This is a genomic window from Stenotrophomonas maltophilia (genome assembly GCF_013464485.1).
In the GTDB taxonomy this organism is placed as follows: domain Bacteria; phylum Pseudomonadota; class Gammaproteobacteria; order Xanthomonadales; family Xanthomonadaceae; genus Stenotrophomonas; species Stenotrophomonas maltophilia_AW.
Genome location: NZ_RAUX01000038.1, coordinates 32,012 through 47,402, shown reverse-complemented (window position 1 = coordinate 47,402; position 15,391 = coordinate 32,012). Strand labels below are relative to the sequence as shown.

Sequence of the window (15,391 nt, the reverse complement as noted above, 5' to 3'; positions counted from 1 at the left end):
TGAAATCTGAGGGTTGATGCCCTGCTGCCCTCGATAGAATTGAAGGGATTTCGGCAAGGTCCAAGGCTTGTAAGGGGCCAAGCGGATGGTGTGGCGGCACGTGGAACATGCGATCGCCTGGCGCGCAGAGGCTTCTCCTCCGCTTTGCAGCGAGCTCGTCGCGTCCCGCTTGACCGATGCAGTAAGCTGATGGATTCCCTGCCCCACTCCCGCATCGTGCGGATGGTCTTTCGCGCCCCATGCTTATCCGCCGCCTCGCCCTGCACCAACTGCGTCGCTTCAGTGCGGTGGACCTGTCGCCCCAGCCGGGATTGAACCTGCTGACCGGCGACAACGGTGCCGGCAAGACCAGCGTGCTCGAAGCCCTGCATCTGATGGCCTATGGACGCAGCTTCCGTGGGCGGGTCCGCGATGGATTGCTGCGCCAGGGCCAGCAAGCGTTGGAAATCTTCGTGGAATGGGACGAACAGCGTGCCGATCACCCGCCGCACCGCCGAAAGGCCGGGCTGCGCCACAGCGGCCACGACTGGAAGGGGCGATTGGACGGCGAGGATGTCGCGCAGCTGGGCAATCTCTGCGCAGCGCTGGCGGTGGTGACGTTCGAGCCTGGGAGCCATGCATTGGTCAGTGGTGGTGGCGAACCTCGCCGCCGCTTCCTCGATTGGGGCTTGTTCCACGTGGAACCGGACTTTCTGTCCCTGTGGCGCCGCTACTCCCGGGCGCTGAAGCAGCGCAATGCCCTGCTCAAGCAGGGCGGGCCGTCGCGGATGCTCGATACCTGGGATCACGAGCTGGCCGAGGCCGGAGAACCGCTGACCAGCCGCCGCCAGCACTACTTGGAGCGCCTGCAGAAGCGCACCGTGGCATTGGCCGCCAGCCTGGCGCCGCAACTCGGCATCCAGGGACTGGAACTGAGTCCTGGATGGCGGCGGCATGAACTGCCGTTGGCCGATGCCCTGCTTCTGGCCCGGGAACGTGACCGGCAGGCCGGGTATACCTCGGTGGGCCCGCACCGGGCGGACTGGAGTGTGGATTTCCACAGCATCCCTGGTCGTGATGCGTTGTCCCGCGGCCAGGCCAAGCTGACGGCGTTGGCCTGTCTGCTGGCACAGGCGGAGGACTATGCGGAACAGCGCGGCGAATGGCCGGTGATCGCGCTGGACGATCTGGCCTCGGAGCTGGATCGCACCCATCAGGCGCGGGTACTGGAACGTCTGCTCAGTGGACCGGCACAGATCTTCATCACCGCCACGGAAACCCCGGCGGCGCTGCAGAAACTGACCCACATCGCCCGGTTCCACGTGGAACATGCACAGATCGTGGCTGTGCCATAGTGGGCACACCAGGGCCGCTCGACCCCGGCTGGTATAATTCGGGTTGGAATCCTTTCATTCTCGGCACATCGCCCCAAGCGGTGGCCGACCTGCGGAGCCTACGGCAAGCGCAATGAGCGACGAACAGAACACCCCGGCAAACAACGGCAATTACGACGCCAACAGCATTACCGCCTTGGAAGGCCTGGAGGCTGTCCGCAAGCGTCCCGGCATGTACATCGGTGACGTGCATGACGGCACCGGTCTGCACCACATGGTGTTCGAGGTCGTCGACAACTCGATCGACGAAGCCCTGGCCGGCCATGCCGACCACGTTGCCGTAACGATCCATGCCGATGGCTCGGTCTCGGTGTCCGACAACGGGCGTGGTATCCCGACCGGCAAGCACGAGCAGATGAGTGCCAAGCTCGGTCGCGAAGTGTCTGCGGCCGAAGTCGTCATGACCGTTCTGCACGCAGGCGGCAAGTTCGACGACAACAGCTACAAGGTTTCAGGCGGCCTGCATGGCGTCGGCGTCAGCGTGGTCAACGCGCTGTCGCAGAAGCTGCTGGTGGACGTGTTCCAGAACGGCTCCCACTACCAGCAGGAATTCAGCAACGGCGCAGCCGTGACCGCGCTCGCCAAGCTGGAAGCCACCACCAAGCGTGGCACCACCGTGCGCTTCTGGCCGTCCACCGTCGCTTTCCACGACAACGTGGAATTCCACTACGACATCCTGGCCCGTCGCCTGCGCGAACTCTCGTTTCTGAACTCCGGCGTCAAGATCGTCCTTGCCGACGAGCGCGGCGATGGCCGTCGCGATGATTTCCACTACGAAGGCGGCATCCGCAGCTTCGTGGAGCATCTGGCCCAGCTGAAGACTCCGCTGCACCCGAACGTCATCTCGGTCACCGGCGAGCACAACGGCATCGTCGTGGACGTGGCGCTGCAGTGGACCGACTCCTACCAGGAGACGATGTACTGCTTCACCAACAACATCCCGCAGAAGGACGGCGGTACCCACCTGGCCGGTTTCCGCGGCGCGTTGACCCGCGTGCTCAACAACTACATCGAGCAGAACGGCATCGCCAAGCAGGCCAAGATCAACCTGACCGGCGACGACATGCGCGAAGGCATGATCGCCGTGCTGTCGGTGAAGGTGCCCGATCCCAGCTTCTCCAGCCAGACCAAGGAGAAGCTGGTCAGCTCCGACGTGCGTCCGGCGGTGGAAAACGCCTTCGGTGCGCGCCTGGAAGAGTTCCTGCAGGAAAACCCAAACGAAGCCAAGGCCATCGCCGGCAAGATCGTCGATGCCGCGCGTGCACGTGAAGCGGCACGCAAGGCCCGCGACCTGACCCGCCGCAAGGGCGCGCTGGATATCGCCGGCCTGCCGGGCAAGCTGGCCGATTGCCAGGAAAAGGATCCGGCGCTGTCCGAACTGTTCATTGTCGAGGGTGACTCGGCAGGTGGTTCGGCCAAGCAGGGCCGCAACCGCAAGAACCAGGCCGTGCTGCCGCTGCGCGGCAAGATCCTCAACGTGGAACGCGCGCGTTTCGACCGTATGCTGTCCTCCGACCAGGTCGGTACGCTGATCACCGCGCTGGGCACCGGCATCGGCCGCGATGAGTACAACCCGGACAAGCTGCGCTACCACAAGATCATCATCATGACCGACGCCGACGTCGACGGCGCCCACATCCGCACCCTGCTGCTGACGTTCTTCTACCGTCAGATGCCGGAGCTGATCGAGCGTGGCTACGTCTACATCGGCCTGCCGCCGCTGTACAAGATCAAGCAGGGCAAGCAGGAGCTGTATCTGAAGGACGACCCGGCGCTGGACAGCTACCTGGCCAGCAGCGCGGTGGAAAACGCCGCGCTGGTACCGGCCACCGGCGAGCCGGGCATCGAAGGCCTGGCCCTGGAAAAGCTGCTGCTGGCCTACGCGGCCGCGCTGGATTCGATCGAGCGCAACGCGCATCGCTACGACCGCAACCTGCTTGAAGCGCTGGTCGACTTCGTACCGATGGACCTGGAAAGCTTGCGCGCTGCCGGCGAAGGCGAGGGCCTGAATGCACTGGCCAAGCGCCTCAACCAGGGCAGCCTGGGCAGCCCGCGTTTCACGCTGGAACTGCAGGAAGCCAACGACGAGCGCCCGGCCGCTGTGCTGGTGACCCGTCGCCACATGGGCGAACAGCACATCCAGGTGCTGCCGATGTCGGCCTTCGAAAGCGGCGAACTGCGTGCGATCCACCAGGCATCGAAGCTGCTGCACGGTCTGGTCCGCGAAGGCGCGACCATTTCCCGCGGTGCCAAGTCGATCGAAGTCGACAGCTTCGCCAAGGCACAGAACTGGCTGCTCGAGGAGGCCAAGCGCGGCCGCCAGATCCAGCGATTCAAGGGCCTGGGTGAAATGAATCCGGAGCAGCTGTGGGATACCACGGTGAACCCGGAAACCCGCCGGCTGCTCCAGGTACGCATCGAAGACGCTGTCGCAGCCGACCAGATTTTCAGCACGCTGATGGGCGATGTCGTCGAACCGCGTCGCGACTTCATCGAAGACAACGCGCTGAAGGTCGCCAACCTGGATATCTGACACAATCGGGACACGGCCGGTGCGCGGGGAGGCGCGCCGGCCATCGACTCTTGAACACAGGTACCTGATGTCCGCATCCGCCCCGGTTTCCGCTCCGCCCCCGGTTCCGCCGGCTTCTGCCGCGCCGCGTGCCGTTTCGCCTTTGGCGGGGTTCTTCATCGACCTGGGCATTGCCGCTGTCACCCTGTTCGGCCTGAGCCTGATCAGCGGCCTGCTGTGGGGCCTGTACCGGGGCGTGGTGGTCGGTTACGCGAACGCGCAGGCCAACGGCGGCGCACCCGATGCCAGTTCAGTGGCGGCGTCACTGGGCCAACCCGGCGCGCTTGCACAGATTCTCATGGCGCTGTTTGCCACCGGCGGCGCGGCGCTGCTTCTGTACTTCTGGCGACGACCCGCCAATGCCGCCGAACGTCACGCGTCGCGGCAGGCGCTGCGCCGACCCTCAACCTGGGGCTGGACCGTGCTGGTGGCGACCCTGATCGTACTTGGCAGCAACGGCATCGCCTTTCTGGCCAAGCAGTTCGGCATCGAACCGGTCCCCACCAATCTGGCGCTGATGCAGAGCGCAATCGCACGCTTCCCCTTGTTCCTTGTGCTGTTCGCGGTGGTGCTGGCACCCGCTTACGAAGAGCTGCTGTTCCGCCGCGTCCTGTTTGGTCGACTGTGGCAGGCCGGCCGCCCCTGGTTGGGCGTGATGCTGAGCAGCCTTGCTTTCGCCCTGATCCATGAAATCCCGGGCACCAGCGCCAATGGTCCGGCCGAAATCGCGCAGCTGTGGCTGGTCTATGGCGGCATGGGGGCCGCGTTCTGCTGGTTGTACCAGCGCACCGGTACGCTGTGGGCCGCGATCACCGCTCACGCGCTGAACAACGGCGTGGCGCTTGCCGCGCTTGTGTTCTTCGGGGCAACGTAACGTCGTGTCCGCTTGACGAAAGATTAAGCAGCCAGGCTACACACTGCGCATATGAACACGGGGGTGGATCAATGAAACAACTGCTGCTGGCCCTTGTCATCACCACCCTGGTCAGCGCCTGCGCGACCACGACCTCCCCTACCGGCCGCCGGCAGATGGTGGGGGGCGTGTCGCAGGCGCAGCTGGATCAGCTCGGCGCGCAGGCCTTCGCCGAAACCAAGCAGAAAGAAAAGATCAGCACCGACGGCCGCCAGAACGGCTATGTGCAGTGCGTGGTCAACGCCCTGGTCGCGCAGCTGCCACCTCAGTACCGTGGCGTACGGTGGGAGACGGCCGTGTTCGTCGACAAGGAGCCCAACGCCTTCGCCCTGCCCGGTGGCAAGGTCGGCGTGAACACCGGCATCTTCACCGTCGCCAAGAACCAGGATCAGCTGGCTGCCGTGATCGGCCATGAAATCGGCCATGTCATCGCCCGTCACCACGAAGAACGCATCACCCGCCAGATGGGCGCGCAGACCGGACTGGCCGTGCTTGGTGCACTCGCCGGCGCCGCCTATGGCGAAGGCGCCGCCAGCACGGTCAACCAGCTCGGTGGCATGGGCGCGCAGACCGCTTTCCTGCTGCCTGGCTCGCGCACCCAGGAAAGCGAGGCCGACGTAATCGGCCAGCGACTGATGGCCCAGGCCGGTTTCAACCCGGCTCAGGCGGTTGATCTGTGGCAGAACATGATGGCCGCCAGTGGCGGCCGCAGCCCGCAATGGCTGTCCACCCACCCCGATCCAGCCAACCGTATCCAGGAACTGCGACGCGATGCTCCGGCCCTGACACCGGTCTATCAGCAGGCGCAGGCGGCCGGGCTGCGGCCAAAGTGCGGATGAGTGCGCAGTTCTATGCTGTATTGCAGCACATAAAACGATTTCTCACGCCATCTGTTTCTGATACGTTTGGCGGCTCAGATTTTTCTGACAGTCCGACTTTGCCGCTATCCGGCGGTTCGATCGAGGTGAACGATGATTTTCCGTAACCACAAAGCTGTGCTTTCCGTCCTCGTCGCGACCGCCCTGACCGGCGCCGTGGTCACCGATGCCTTCGCGCAGTCCTCGCGTTCCTCCGAGCGTGGCAACCGCGGCGGCAAGCAGGCCAAGGCCGAAGCGCTGTACCCGAATGCGACCCGCGAGGAGCCGACCGTCAAGGCATCGGCCAAGCTGGGCAGCAAGCTGCAGAAGATGATCGACAGCTACAACAAGGAAAAGTTCCCGGAGACGCGCACGCAGGCCGACGCGATCCTGGCTGACAGCGCCGCGAACGAGTACGACAAGTCGCTGGCCGCGCAGCTGGCCTCGCAGGCCGCCTACCAGACCGACGACACTCCGGCGGCCATCGCCTATCTGAAGCAGGTCCTGCAGTTCAATGGCCTGGACAACAACGGTCACTTCCAGTCGATGCTGATGCTGGGCCAGCTGGAGCTGCAGGAAGACAAGACCGCTGAGGGTCTGGCCACGCTCGACAAGTACTTCGCCGAAAGCAAGTCGACCAAGCCGGAAGAACTGATCGCCAAGGGCCAGGCGCTGTACCAGCTGGAGCGCTACCAGGAAGCGATTCCGGTGCTGAAGCAGGCCATCGCCGGCGCCACCGAGCCGAAGGACAACTGGAACCAGTTGCTGATGGCAGCCCTGTCCGAAGCCGGCCAGTCCGGTGAAGCGGTCAAGGAAGCCGAAGCACTGGCTGCCAAGAACCCGAACGACAAGAAGGCCCAGCTGAACCTGGCCAGCATGTACATGCAGGCCGACCAGATGGACAAGGCTGCCGCGGTGATGGACAAGCTGCGCAGCAGCGGCCAGCTCACCGAAGAGCGCGAGTACAAGCAGCTGTACTCGATCTATGCCAATACCGAACACAAGGAAAAGGACGTCATCGCGGTCATCAACGAAGGGTTGCAGAAGGGCATCCTGAAGCCGGATTACCAGGTTTACCTGGCGCTGGCCCAGTCCTACTACTACTCCGACCAGGTGCCGCAGGCGATCGATGCGTGGCAGAAGGCTGCCCCGCTGTCCAAGGACGGTGAGACCTACCTGAACCTGGCACGCGTCCTGCATGCCGAAGGTCGCATCCCGGAGGCCAAGCAGGCCGCCCAGCAGGCGCTGGCGAAGGGTGTGAAGAACCAGGCTGATGCCAAAAAAATCATCAACCTGAAGTAAGTAGGAATAACGCCTGAATGCCTGCACGGTTGATGCGCAGGCGCTCAGGATTGGTATAAGCTTGGAGGTTCCTGCGGTGTCATGCACCGCTGATCAGGGATTCCGCCCCCGGCATCCCGGCCCCACTATTGAGCTCTTGGCGCATGACGGAACAACTAGTCGTTCACCGGTACGAACAACCCGATGACAAGGGGCTGAGCTGGCCTCGCATCGTCGGCATCGCGTTTGTAATTGCCCTGCATCTGGCCGCCTTCATGATGCTCCTCATCCCCGCCGTGGCTCCCAAGGCCGTCGCGGAGAAGGAGCGCAACGTCATGGTGACCATCGTCGATGCCCCGCCTCCGCCGCCGCCGCCTCCGCCGCCGCCGCCGCCGACCGATACTCCGCCGCCGCCGGTGAAGAATCTGTCGCCGCCGAAGCCGTCGCCGGTCCCGCCGCCGCCGCAGGCGCCGGTCGTGGACGTGCCGGAGCCGCGCCCGAGCGATATCGTTACCCCGCCGTCGCCCCCGTCGCCGCCGGCTCCGCCGACCTCGATCGAGGCCAGCGTGGATATCTCCTCGAAGGCAATGAATCCGCCGCGCTACCCGCCGGCAGCCTTCCGCGCTGGTATCCAGGGCGAAGTGATCCTGATCATTGATGTCGATGCCAACGGCAACGTCACCAATGTCACGGTGGAAAAGTCCAGCCGTAACCGCGACCTGGACCGTGCTGCGATGGAAGCAGCTCGCAAGTGGCGCTTCAACGCCGCTGAATCTGGCGGTAAGAAGGCGGCAGGTCGCGTTCGCGTCCCGGTCAACTTTGCGCTGAACTGATGCGACCGGGTGGCCGCCTGGCCACCCCCGCTCCCGGTTCGATTGTTTAGCTTAGCTACACCCTTTATCACCACACACAACAAAGGTAAGCGTCATGCTGCAGGAAATTTTCATCGCCGCTGCTGCCGGGGGCAATCCGTCCAACGCCCTGTCGCAGATGGGCTTCGAGCACCTGATCCACGAAATGACCACCAAGCCGGGTGATTTCGCGGTTTCCTGGGTCGTGCTGCTGACCCTGGTCATCATGTCGGCCATGTCCTGGTACTGGACCGTCATCAACATCTTCCGTGCGACCCGCCTGAAGAGCGCCGCTGATCGCGTCGTCAGCCTGTTCTGGGATACCCCGAACGCGCAGGACGCCATCCGTGCGATGGAAGAACAGCCGGCTTCCGAGCCGTTCTCGAAGATCGCCCTGGACGCTGCCCAGGCGGCTGCCCACCACCAGCGCGCTGAAGGCGGTGCTACCGGCGGCGTCGGTGAGAACCTGAGCCGTTCGGAGTTCGTCGACCGCGCCCTGCGTCAGGCCGTCACCCGCGAAAGCAACAAGCTGCAGTCGGGCATGACCCTGCTGGCCACCGTCGGCGCGACCGCTCCGTTCGTCGGTCTGCTGGGTACCGTGTGGGGCATCTACGGCGCGCTGATCAAGATCGGTGCCACCGGCTCCGCATCGATCGACGCCGTTGCCGGCCCGGTGGGTGAAGCGCTGATCATGACCGCGATCGGTCTGTTCGTCGCGATCCCGGCCGTGTTCGCCTTCAACTTCTTCAGCAAGATCAACAGCGCGACCATCAGCAAGTTCGATACCTTCGCGCACGACCTGCACGACTTCTTCGCCACCGGCTCGCGCGTCCGCTAATTGCGGCGCGCGTCACCCAGCGACGAACGTAAGTAGTCACCAAGATCTAGACGGAGCCCGTTATGGCTTTCAGTAGTGGTAACAGCGGCGGCCCCATGGCCGACATCAACGTTACGCCCCTCGTGGACGTGATGCTGGTGCTGCTGATCATCTTCATCATCACGGCGCCCCTGATGTCCCACAAGGTCAAGGTGGATCTGCCGGAAGCCAACCTGATCCAGAAGCCGGAAGACGCTGAGAAGCGTTCCGGACCGATCACCCTGGCAGTCAAGGAAGACGGCTCGATCTACTGGAACGACGAAGAAATCAACAAGCAGACTCTCGAGTCGCGCTTGGCGACCGCCGCCCAGCAGACCCCGCAGCCGCCGCTGAACCTGCGTGGTGACCGCACCACCAAGATGCGTGTCATCAACGATCTGACCAAGATCGCGCAGGAGCAGGGCATGCTGGACGTCGGCTTCGTCGCGACCAAAGAGAAGGGGCAATAAGCCATGGCATTCAGTAGTGGTGGTGGCAAGGGCCCCATGGCAGACATCAACGTCACGCCCCTCGTGGACGTGATGCTGGTTCTGCTGATCATCTTCATCGTGACCGCGCCGATCATGACGTACCCGATCGCCGTGGACCTGCCGCAGCGCGTGCTCAACCCACCGCCGCAGCTGGTCGAACCGCCGCCGCCGATCGAACTGAAGATCGACGCCAGCAACCAGGTCTCGTGGAACAACAGCCCGATCAATACGAGCGAGCTGCAGCAGCGGATGGAGCAGGAGGTCCAGCGTGACCCGACCAACCAGCCGGAACTGCGCATCGACGCCAGCCCGGATTCCGAGTACGACGTGATGGCCAAGGTTCTGGCTGCCGCGAAGAATGCTCAGATGAAGAAGATCGGATTTGTGCAGCAGTAATCGCTACACCGCAATACAACAGTCATGACGCGACTGCAGACGCCCCTGGTGACAGGGGCGTCTTTTTTATGTCCGGCGGTCTGGACCGTTATGATCGGCGGATGCTCGCCCTCTTCGACTCCCTTCGCCACTGGCTCGACGGCATCGCCCACCTGGGCACGATCCTGGCGATGGCCTACCTGCTGTATCTCTTCGCGCTGGCGGGCTGGATCATGCTGCAGAAGCGCGAACCGGTGGCCACGCTGAGCTGGATCCTGTCGTTGGCGTTGCTGCCGTACCTGGGTCTGTTCATCTACTACCTGCTGGGCCCGCAGAAGGTGAAGCGGCAGCGCCTGCGCCGCGGACGAGCGCGTTCGGGGATGGAGCACTACAGCGATGTCTGCCCGCCCGACGCCGACTGCACCGAACTGGCCAAGATCGCGCAGGCCACCACCGGGCTGGCGCCGAGCAGTGCGACCGAAGTGACCTGGCTGGTCGATGGAGCGGCCACCTATGCCGCACTGTTGGAAGCGGTGGCGCAGGCCCAGGACCATGTGCACCTGGAGTACTACATCTTCAACCCCGATCACGTCGGCACCGCCCTGCGCGATGCCCTGGTCGAGCGCGCACGGGCCGGTGTGCAGGTGCGGCTGCTGCTGGATGCAGTGGGTTCTTCCGCCCTGCCCCGCCGCTTCCTGCAGCCGCTGCTGGAAGCCGGCGGCGAAGCGATCTGGTTCCACCCACGGCAGCTGCTGAAACCGTTCAAGCGCCCTTGGCTGAATCTGCGCACGCACCGCAAGCTGGTAATCGTCGATGGCCGCCTGGCCTTCACGGGTGGCATCAACATCACCGACGACGAAGACGAAAGCCGCAGTCCCGACGCCTATCGCGACCTGCACATGCGCATCCGTGGCCATGTGGTGCGCAGCCTGCAGCTGGTGTTCGCCGAGGATTGGCTCTACGCCACCGGGCAGGATCCCTCGCGTATGGACATCGCCCGCCTCTGGCCGGCCGACATGCCGCTGCGCGCGGATGGCCCGATCAACGCCCAGGTGCTGGTCTCCGGTCCGGACTCCGGTTGGGAAACCATCCACCGGCTGCACGTGGCAGCGATCCAGGAGGCACATGAGCGGGTCTGGTTGGTGACGCCCTACTTCGTGCCCGGTGAAGCCGCACGGATGGCGCTGACCTCAGCCGCGCTGGGCGGGCTGGACGTACGCCTGCTGGTGCCGAAGATGAGTGACTCCTGGTTTGTCACGCAGGCTGCGCGCTCCTACTTCGATGAACTGCTGCACGCCGGGGTGAAGATCTACGAGTACGGGCCGCGCATGCTGCATACCAAGGCTTTCATCGCAGACGACGATGTCTGCATCGTCGGCAGCGCCAACTTCGACCATCGCAGCTTCCGGCTGAACTTCGAGCTGTCGATGATGATCAGTGACCGGGACCGCGTTGCCGCGCTGGCCGAGCTGCTGCAGGGCGAGTTCGAGCGCGCCACCCGCGTGCACGACCAGGCCGGCCGTTCGCTGTGGTTGCACCGCCTGCCCGAGGCCTTCGCCCGGCTGGCCTCGCCGCTGCTCTGACGCAGCGCTACACTGCGGCGATCATCCGGGGAGCCCGACTATGTACTGGTTGTACCTGCTGCTGGCGCTGGGCTCCTTCGCCTTCGCCTTGAAGACACCCAGCGCCGGGCTGATGGCCCTGTGCCTGGTGGCCGCCCTCGCCTTCCTGCTCGCCTGGGTGCGCGGCCGCTATGTAGCCCGCTTCGGCGATCTGCAGCGCGACCCGGCCACCCTGATCGATGCCGACGAACTGCGCCGCCTGCGCGAGCAGGCCGAGGCCCGCCGCACCGGCGACAGCACCGACCACGATCACGATCCATCTCCTCTTTCCAAGTAGTTCCGTTCCATGACCCAGCTCAGCGTCAACGTCAACAAGATCGCCGTCCTGCGCAACTCGCGCGGCGGTGCCGAACCGGACGTGGTACGCGCCGCCCAGGCCTGCCTGGATGCCGGCGCGCACGGCATCACCGTGCACCCGCGGCCGGACCGCCGCCACATCACCGCCGAGGACGTGCTGGCCCTGTCCACGCTGACCCGCACGCGGGGCGTGGAATTCAACATCGAAGGCAACCCGTTCGCGCCACCGCGCGAGGGCTACCCGGGGCTGCTGCCGTTGTGCGGGCAGACCCGCCCGGCGCAGGCCACGCTGGTGCCGGATGGCGATGGGCAGATCACCTCCGACCATGGCTTCGACTTCGAGCGTGACGCCGAGCGGCTGCGACCGCTGGTGGCCGAACTGAAAGCAATGGGGTGCCGGGTCAGTCTGTTCGTTGATGCGGGCAACCCGCTGCTGGAACAAGCGGCAGCCGTCGGCGCAGATCGCGTCGAGCTGTACACCGGCCCGTACGCCGAAGCGCACGCCGCTGGTGACGCCGAGGCTATGCTGGCGCTGTTCGCCACCGCCGCGCGCCGCGCGCAGGCGGTGGGACTGGGCGTCAACGCCGGCCACGACCTGTCGCAGGACAACCTGCGTGACTTCCTGGCCCACGTGCCGGACGTGCTGGAGGTGTCGATCGGTCACGCGCTGATCGGCGAAGCGCTGTATGACGGGCTGGATGCCACGGTGCGGGGCTACCTGGCGCTGCTGTGACCGATGGATGCAGCCGAGCATGGGCTCGGCTCTACAAAGTACCCGTATCCACTGTAGAGCCGAGCCCACGCTCGGCTCAGACTTTCCCTGAACCCTTCAGGCGGCCGTCGCAGCCACTGAGACATGCGCGGCGTACCCTGCGGGCATGGGTATCGCGATCAAGGGCCGAGGTTCCACGTCCCACCTTGCCGGGCGCTTTGAAAGCACCGTCAGCGAGGCGGTGGACGACGGCTGGGCGGTCGACGAAAGCGAAGAATTCCTGGCCCCCCGCCTGCGCACCGAAGTACGCGCCGAAACCGCGCGCAGCATCATCACCCGCAACAATTCGCCGGACGTCGGCTTCAGCCAATCGGTAAATCCGTACCGCGGTTGTGAGCATGGCTGCTCCTACTGCTTCGCGCGCCCTTCGCACGCCTATCTGAACCTGTCGCCGGGCCTGGATTTCGAAACCAAGCTGTTCGCCAAGACCAATGCGCCGCAGTTGCTGCGCAAGGAACTGTCGAAGCCGGGCTATGTGCCGCAACCGATCGCGCTGGGCATCAACACCGATGCGTACCAGCCGATCGAACGCAAATTCAAACTCACGCGCCAGCTGATCGAAGTGATGCTGGAAACCAAGCATCCGTTCTCGCTGATCACCAAGAACGCGCTGGTCGAGCGCGATATCGATCTGCTTGCACCGTTGGCGGCAGAGAATCTGGTCAGCGTGCATTTCTCGGTGACCTCGCTGGACCCGCATCTCTCCGCGAAGCTGGAACCGCGCGCATCGGCGCCGCACGCACGGCTGCGCGCGATGAAGCGACTACATGAGGCCGGCATTCCCGTCGGTGTGATGGTGGCGCCGGTGATTCCATGGATCAACGACAGCGAACTGGAAGCCGTGCTGGAGGCCGCGCACGATGCCGGCGCCAGCACCGCAGGCTACGTGCTGCTGCGCCTGCCGCTGGAAGTGGCACCGCTGTTCCGCGACTGGCTGGATACGCACCATCCCGATCGCGCTGCGCACGTGATGAGCACCATCCAGCAGCTGCGCGGCGGCAAGGACTACGACAGCCAGTTCGGCACGCGCATGCGCGGCCAGGGCGTGTATGCCGATCTGTTGAACAACCGCTTCAGGCTGGCGCGCAAGCGTTTGGGCTTCAATGCACAGAACAGCCATTGGCCGAAGCTGGATTGCAGCCGGTTCCAGAAGCCGTTGCTGCCGAAGAAGGACACACCGCAGGGCAGTCTGTTCTGAGTAGAGTCGAGCTGGCTTGATTGGGGACGGGAAAGCAGTCGAGCAAGCTCGACTTCTAGCCCCCGAACAACTTCTGCGCGCTCTGGAACAGGATCCAACTCGTCGCGATGAACTTGTCCCCGCCCTGCGGGCGATTGCCACGATGGGTATGAGTGAACGCAGTCGGCGCAATCAACAGACTGCCGGTGCGCGGCACGATCTTCCGCCCCTGGAACAGGAACTCGGTTTCGCCCTCTTCGAATTCGTCGTTGAGGTACAGCGTCCACAGCACGTGCCGATGCAGGGTCTCGGCCTGCACATCCTTCGGGTACAGCTCACAGTGCCAGTACGGATAGCCGCCCTCGCCTGCCGCGTACCACTGCAGGTTGATCGCACCCGGGCGCAGGCAGGTGCGGGCAAGATCCGCCAGCTGCTGCGGCGGCATGTCGGGGAAGTCCTCGGCAGACAGGCGTCGCGGTTGGCCGTTGCTGTCCTGGATCTGCAACATCAGCGGCGCGATCAATGCCTGTGGATAACGGCGTAGATAAGTCAGCAGGCCGTTGAACACCGCATGCTGAAGCTGATGGTCCACATCCTGCCAGCCTTCCAGACCGCTGATGCGCAGATCCTTGCTGTGCTTGAGTTCCGGGAACACACCACTGCCCACCGCACCTGGCCGCAGGCCCTGTGCAGCGCGCATGCGCTCGACGATCGCCGCGCAGACCTCGCTGGGGACGGCGTTGTGGATGACTTCGATGAAATCGACCGGGCTCTGCTCGTGCATGCGTGCATTCCTTAGGCGGCAACCGCTTGATGGTGCCGTTTGCCGCCCTCGGTGTCACCCCACGGTCATGTCATCGAACTGCCATGACCGATATCGGAGGACCTGCCTCAGCCCTGTGCGGCGTCGTGCGCGTGGTGGTAGCGCACGGCTTCGGCCACTTCCTCGCGCGAACCGAGGAACACCGGCACGCGCTGGTGCAGCTGGTCGGGCTGGATGTCGAGGATGCGCTCACGACCGGTCCAGGCGGCGCCGCCGGCCTGCTCGACCAGCAGGCCCATCGGGTTGGCTTCGTACATCAGGCGCAGCTTGCCGGCCTTGCCCGGATCCTTCTTGTCCCACGGGTAGATGAAGATGCCGCCGCGGGTCAGGATGCGATGCACGTCGGCCACCATGCTGGCGATCCAGCGCATGTTGAAATTCTTGCCGCGCGCGCCTTCCTTGCCGGCCAGCAGGTCGCCGACGTAGGCCTGCATAGGGGCTTCCCAGTGGCGCTGGTTGGACATGTTGATGGCGAATTCCTGGGTGGCCGCCGGAATCTGCATGTTCTCGGTGGTCAGCACGAACTCGCCCTTCTCGCGGTCCAGGGTGAAGGCGTGGGTACCGTGGCCGACGGTCAGCACCAGCTGGGTGCTGGGCCCGTAGATGCAGTAGCCGGCGGCGATCTGCTTGCTGCCCGGCTGCAGGAAGGCATCGTCGCCCGGCAGCTCGACATTGGTCGGGCAACGCAGCACCGAGAAGATGGTGCCCACCGAGACATTGACGTCGATGTTGGAGCTGCCATCGAGGGGATCGAACAACAGGAGGAAATCGCCGCGCGGGTAGATGTCCGGTACCGGCTGGCTGTGGTCCATTTCCTCCGAGGCGCAGGCGGCGAGGTGGCCACCCCAGGCGTTGGCTTCGAGCAGGATCTCGTTGCTGATCACATCCAGCTTCTTCTGCGCTTCGCCCTGCACGTTGCCGGTACCGGCCTCGCCGAGCACGCCGCCGAGGGCGCCCTTGCTGACGGCGATGGAGATGCTGGTGCAGGCGCGGGCGACGACCGCGATCAGCTGGCGCAGGTCGGCATTGATGCGGCCGGCGTGCTGTTCCTGGATCAGGAAGCGGGTCAACGAAGTACGGGACATGGTCGGGCAGGTCTCGGCAGCGGGAAAACGCCTATTGTCGCCCGTC

The 15,391-nt window shown here is 64.6% G+C and carries 15 protein-coding genes; 13 read left to right on the top strand and 2 right to left on the bottom strand.

The annotated features are described in order from the left end of the window. Positions 1-239: 239 nt before the first annotated feature. The 13 genes from recF to D7Y61_RS17200 all read left to right on the top strand — a co-directional run bounded on the left by recF (position 240) and on the right by D7Y61_RS17200 (position 13,458). Positions 240-1,334: a DNA replication/repair protein RecF gene (recF, locus tag D7Y61_RS17260; protein WP_180868053.1), complete on the top strand. Its 1,095-nt coding sequence runs from the start codon at positions 240-242 to the stop codon at positions 1,332-1,334. Positions 1,335-1,446: 112 nt separating this feature from the next. Then, complete coding sequence (gene gyrB / locus D7Y61_RS17255; protein ID WP_180868051.1) at positions 1,447-3,906, top strand: DNA topoisomerase (ATP-hydrolyzing) subunit B; 2,460 nt, start codon at positions 1,447-1,449, stop codon at positions 3,904-3,906. Positions 3,907-3,973: 67 nt separating this feature from the next. Beyond that, positions 3,974-4,819, top strand: a complete 846-nt coding sequence (locus D7Y61_RS17250) for a CPBP family intramembrane glutamic endopeptidase (RefSeq protein WP_180868049.1) — start codon at positions 3,974-3,976, stop codon at positions 4,817-4,819. A gap of 71 nt (positions 4,820-4,890) precedes the next feature. Then, on the top strand, positions 4,891-5,697 hold the full coding sequence (locus D7Y61_RS17245; RefSeq protein ID WP_010487422.1) for a M48 family metallopeptidase: 807 nt from the start codon (positions 4,891-4,893) through the stop codon (positions 5,695-5,697). 132 nt (positions 5,698-5,829) lie between these two features. After that, complete coding sequence (locus D7Y61_RS17240; RefSeq protein ID WP_180868047.1) at positions 5,830-7,017, top strand: tetratricopeptide repeat protein; 1,188 nt, start codon at positions 5,830-5,832, stop codon at positions 7,015-7,017. A gap of 143 nt (positions 7,018-7,160) precedes the next feature. Next, the gene (locus D7Y61_RS17235; RefSeq protein ID WP_430543717.1) at positions 7,161-7,829 is read left to right on the top strand and encodes an energy transducer TonB; all 669 of its coding nucleotides are present in this window, start codon (positions 7,161-7,163) and stop codon (positions 7,827-7,829) included. Positions 7,830-7,923: 94 nt separating this feature from the next. Then, positions 7,924-8,685, top strand: a complete 762-nt coding sequence (exbB, locus tag D7Y61_RS17230; RefSeq protein ID WP_049420916.1) for a TonB-system energizer ExbB — start codon at positions 7,924-7,926, stop codon at positions 8,683-8,685. Positions 8,686-8,747: 62 nt separating this feature from the next. After that, the gene (locus D7Y61_RS17225; RefSeq protein WP_180868045.1) at positions 8,748-9,173 is read left to right on the top strand and encodes an ExbD/TolR family protein; all 426 of its coding nucleotides are present in this window, start codon (positions 8,748-8,750) and stop codon (positions 9,171-9,173) included. A gap of 3 nt (positions 9,174-9,176) precedes the next feature. Then, positions 9,177-9,590: an ExbD/TolR family protein gene (locus tag D7Y61_RS17220; protein WP_005411740.1), complete on the top strand. Its 414-nt coding sequence runs from the start codon at positions 9,177-9,179 to the stop codon at positions 9,588-9,590. A gap of 101 nt (positions 9,591-9,691) precedes the next feature. Beyond that, complete coding sequence (gene cls, locus D7Y61_RS17215) at positions 9,692-11,152, top strand: cardiolipin synthase (RefSeq protein ID WP_180868043.1); 1,461 nt, start codon at positions 9,692-9,694, stop codon at positions 11,150-11,152. A gap of 40 nt (positions 11,153-11,192) precedes the next feature. Then, positions 11,193-11,468 carry a hypothetical protein gene (locus tag D7Y61_RS17210; protein WP_180868041.1) on the top strand — a complete coding sequence of 92 codons (276 nt, stop codon included), beginning with the start codon at positions 11,193-11,195 and terminating at the stop codon, positions 11,466-11,468. Positions 11,469-11,477: 9 nt separating this feature from the next. Beyond that, positions 11,478-12,221, top strand: a complete 744-nt coding sequence (locus D7Y61_RS17205; protein WP_180868039.1) for a pyridoxine 5'-phosphate synthase — start codon at positions 11,478-11,480, stop codon at positions 12,219-12,221. Between the two features lie 145 nt (positions 12,222-12,366). After that, entirely contained in the window at positions 12,367-13,458 is a 1,092-nt protein-coding gene (locus tag D7Y61_RS17200) for a PA0069 family radical SAM protein (protein ID WP_180868037.1), read from the top strand. Between the two features lie 55 nt (positions 13,459-13,513). Here D7Y61_RS17200 and D7Y61_RS17195 read toward each other — a convergent pair whose 3' ends face one another. Then, positions 13,514-14,221, bottom strand: coding sequence for a 2OG-Fe(II) oxygenase (locus tag D7Y61_RS17195; RefSeq protein ID WP_180868035.1), 708 nt, complete (start codon positions 14,219-14,221; stop codon positions 13,514-13,516). Positions 14,222-14,328: 107 nt separating this feature from the next. Next, the gene (locus D7Y61_RS17190; RefSeq protein WP_180868033.1) at positions 14,329-15,345 is read right to left on the bottom strand and encodes a class 1 fructose-bisphosphatase; all 1,017 of its coding nucleotides are present in this window, start codon (positions 15,343-15,345) and stop codon (positions 14,329-14,331) included. Positions 15,346-15,391: the final 46 nt, after the last annotated feature.

Coding starts and splice junctions, on each gene's coding strand:
- D7Y61_RS17220 (WP_005411740.1), top strand. CDS start 9,177: ATGGCATTCAGTAGTGGTGGTGGCAAGGGCCCCATGGCAGACATCAAC.
- D7Y61_RS17250 (WP_180868049.1), top strand. CDS start 3,974: ATGTCCGCATCCGCCCCGGTTTCCGCTCCGCCCCCGGTTCCGCCGGCT.
- cls (WP_180868043.1), top strand. CDS start 9,692: ATGCTCGCCCTCTTCGACTCCCTTCGCCACTGGCTCGACGGCATCGCC.
- D7Y61_RS17190 (WP_180868033.1), bottom strand. CDS start 15,345: ATGTCCCGTACTTCGTTGACCCGCTTCCTGATCCAGGAACAGCACGCC.
- D7Y61_RS17210 (WP_180868041.1), top strand. CDS start 11,193: ATGTACTGGTTGTACCTGCTGCTGGCGCTGGGCTCCTTCGCCTTCGCC.
- D7Y61_RS17195 (WP_180868035.1), bottom strand. CDS start 14,221: ATGCACGAGCAGAGCCCGGTCGATTTCATCGAAGTCATCCACAACGCC.
- D7Y61_RS17245 (WP_010487422.1), top strand. CDS start 4,891: ATGAAACAACTGCTGCTGGCCCTTGTCATCACCACCCTGGTCAGCGCC.
- D7Y61_RS17240 (WP_180868047.1), top strand. CDS start 5,830: ATGATTTTCCGTAACCACAAAGCTGTGCTTTCCGTCCTCGTCGCGACC.
- D7Y61_RS17235 (WP_430543717.1), top strand. CDS start 7,161: ATGACGGAACAACTAGTCGTTCACCGGTACGAACAACCCGATGACAAG.
- gyrB (WP_180868051.1), top strand. CDS start 1,447: ATGAGCGACGAACAGAACACCCCGGCAAACAACGGCAATTACGACGCC.
- D7Y61_RS17205 (WP_180868039.1), top strand. CDS start 11,478: ATGACCCAGCTCAGCGTCAACGTCAACAAGATCGCCGTCCTGCGCAAC.
- D7Y61_RS17200 (WP_180868037.1), top strand. CDS start 12,367: ATGGGTATCGCGATCAAGGGCCGAGGTTCCACGTCCCACCTTGCCGGG.
- recF (WP_180868053.1), top strand. CDS start 240: ATGCTTATCCGCCGCCTCGCCCTGCACCAACTGCGTCGCTTCAGTGCG.
- exbB (WP_049420916.1), top strand. CDS start 7,924: ATGCTGCAGGAAATTTTCATCGCCGCTGCTGCCGGGGGCAATCCGTCC.
- D7Y61_RS17225 (WP_180868045.1), top strand. CDS start 8,748: ATGGCTTTCAGTAGTGGTAACAGCGGCGGCCCCATGGCCGACATCAAC.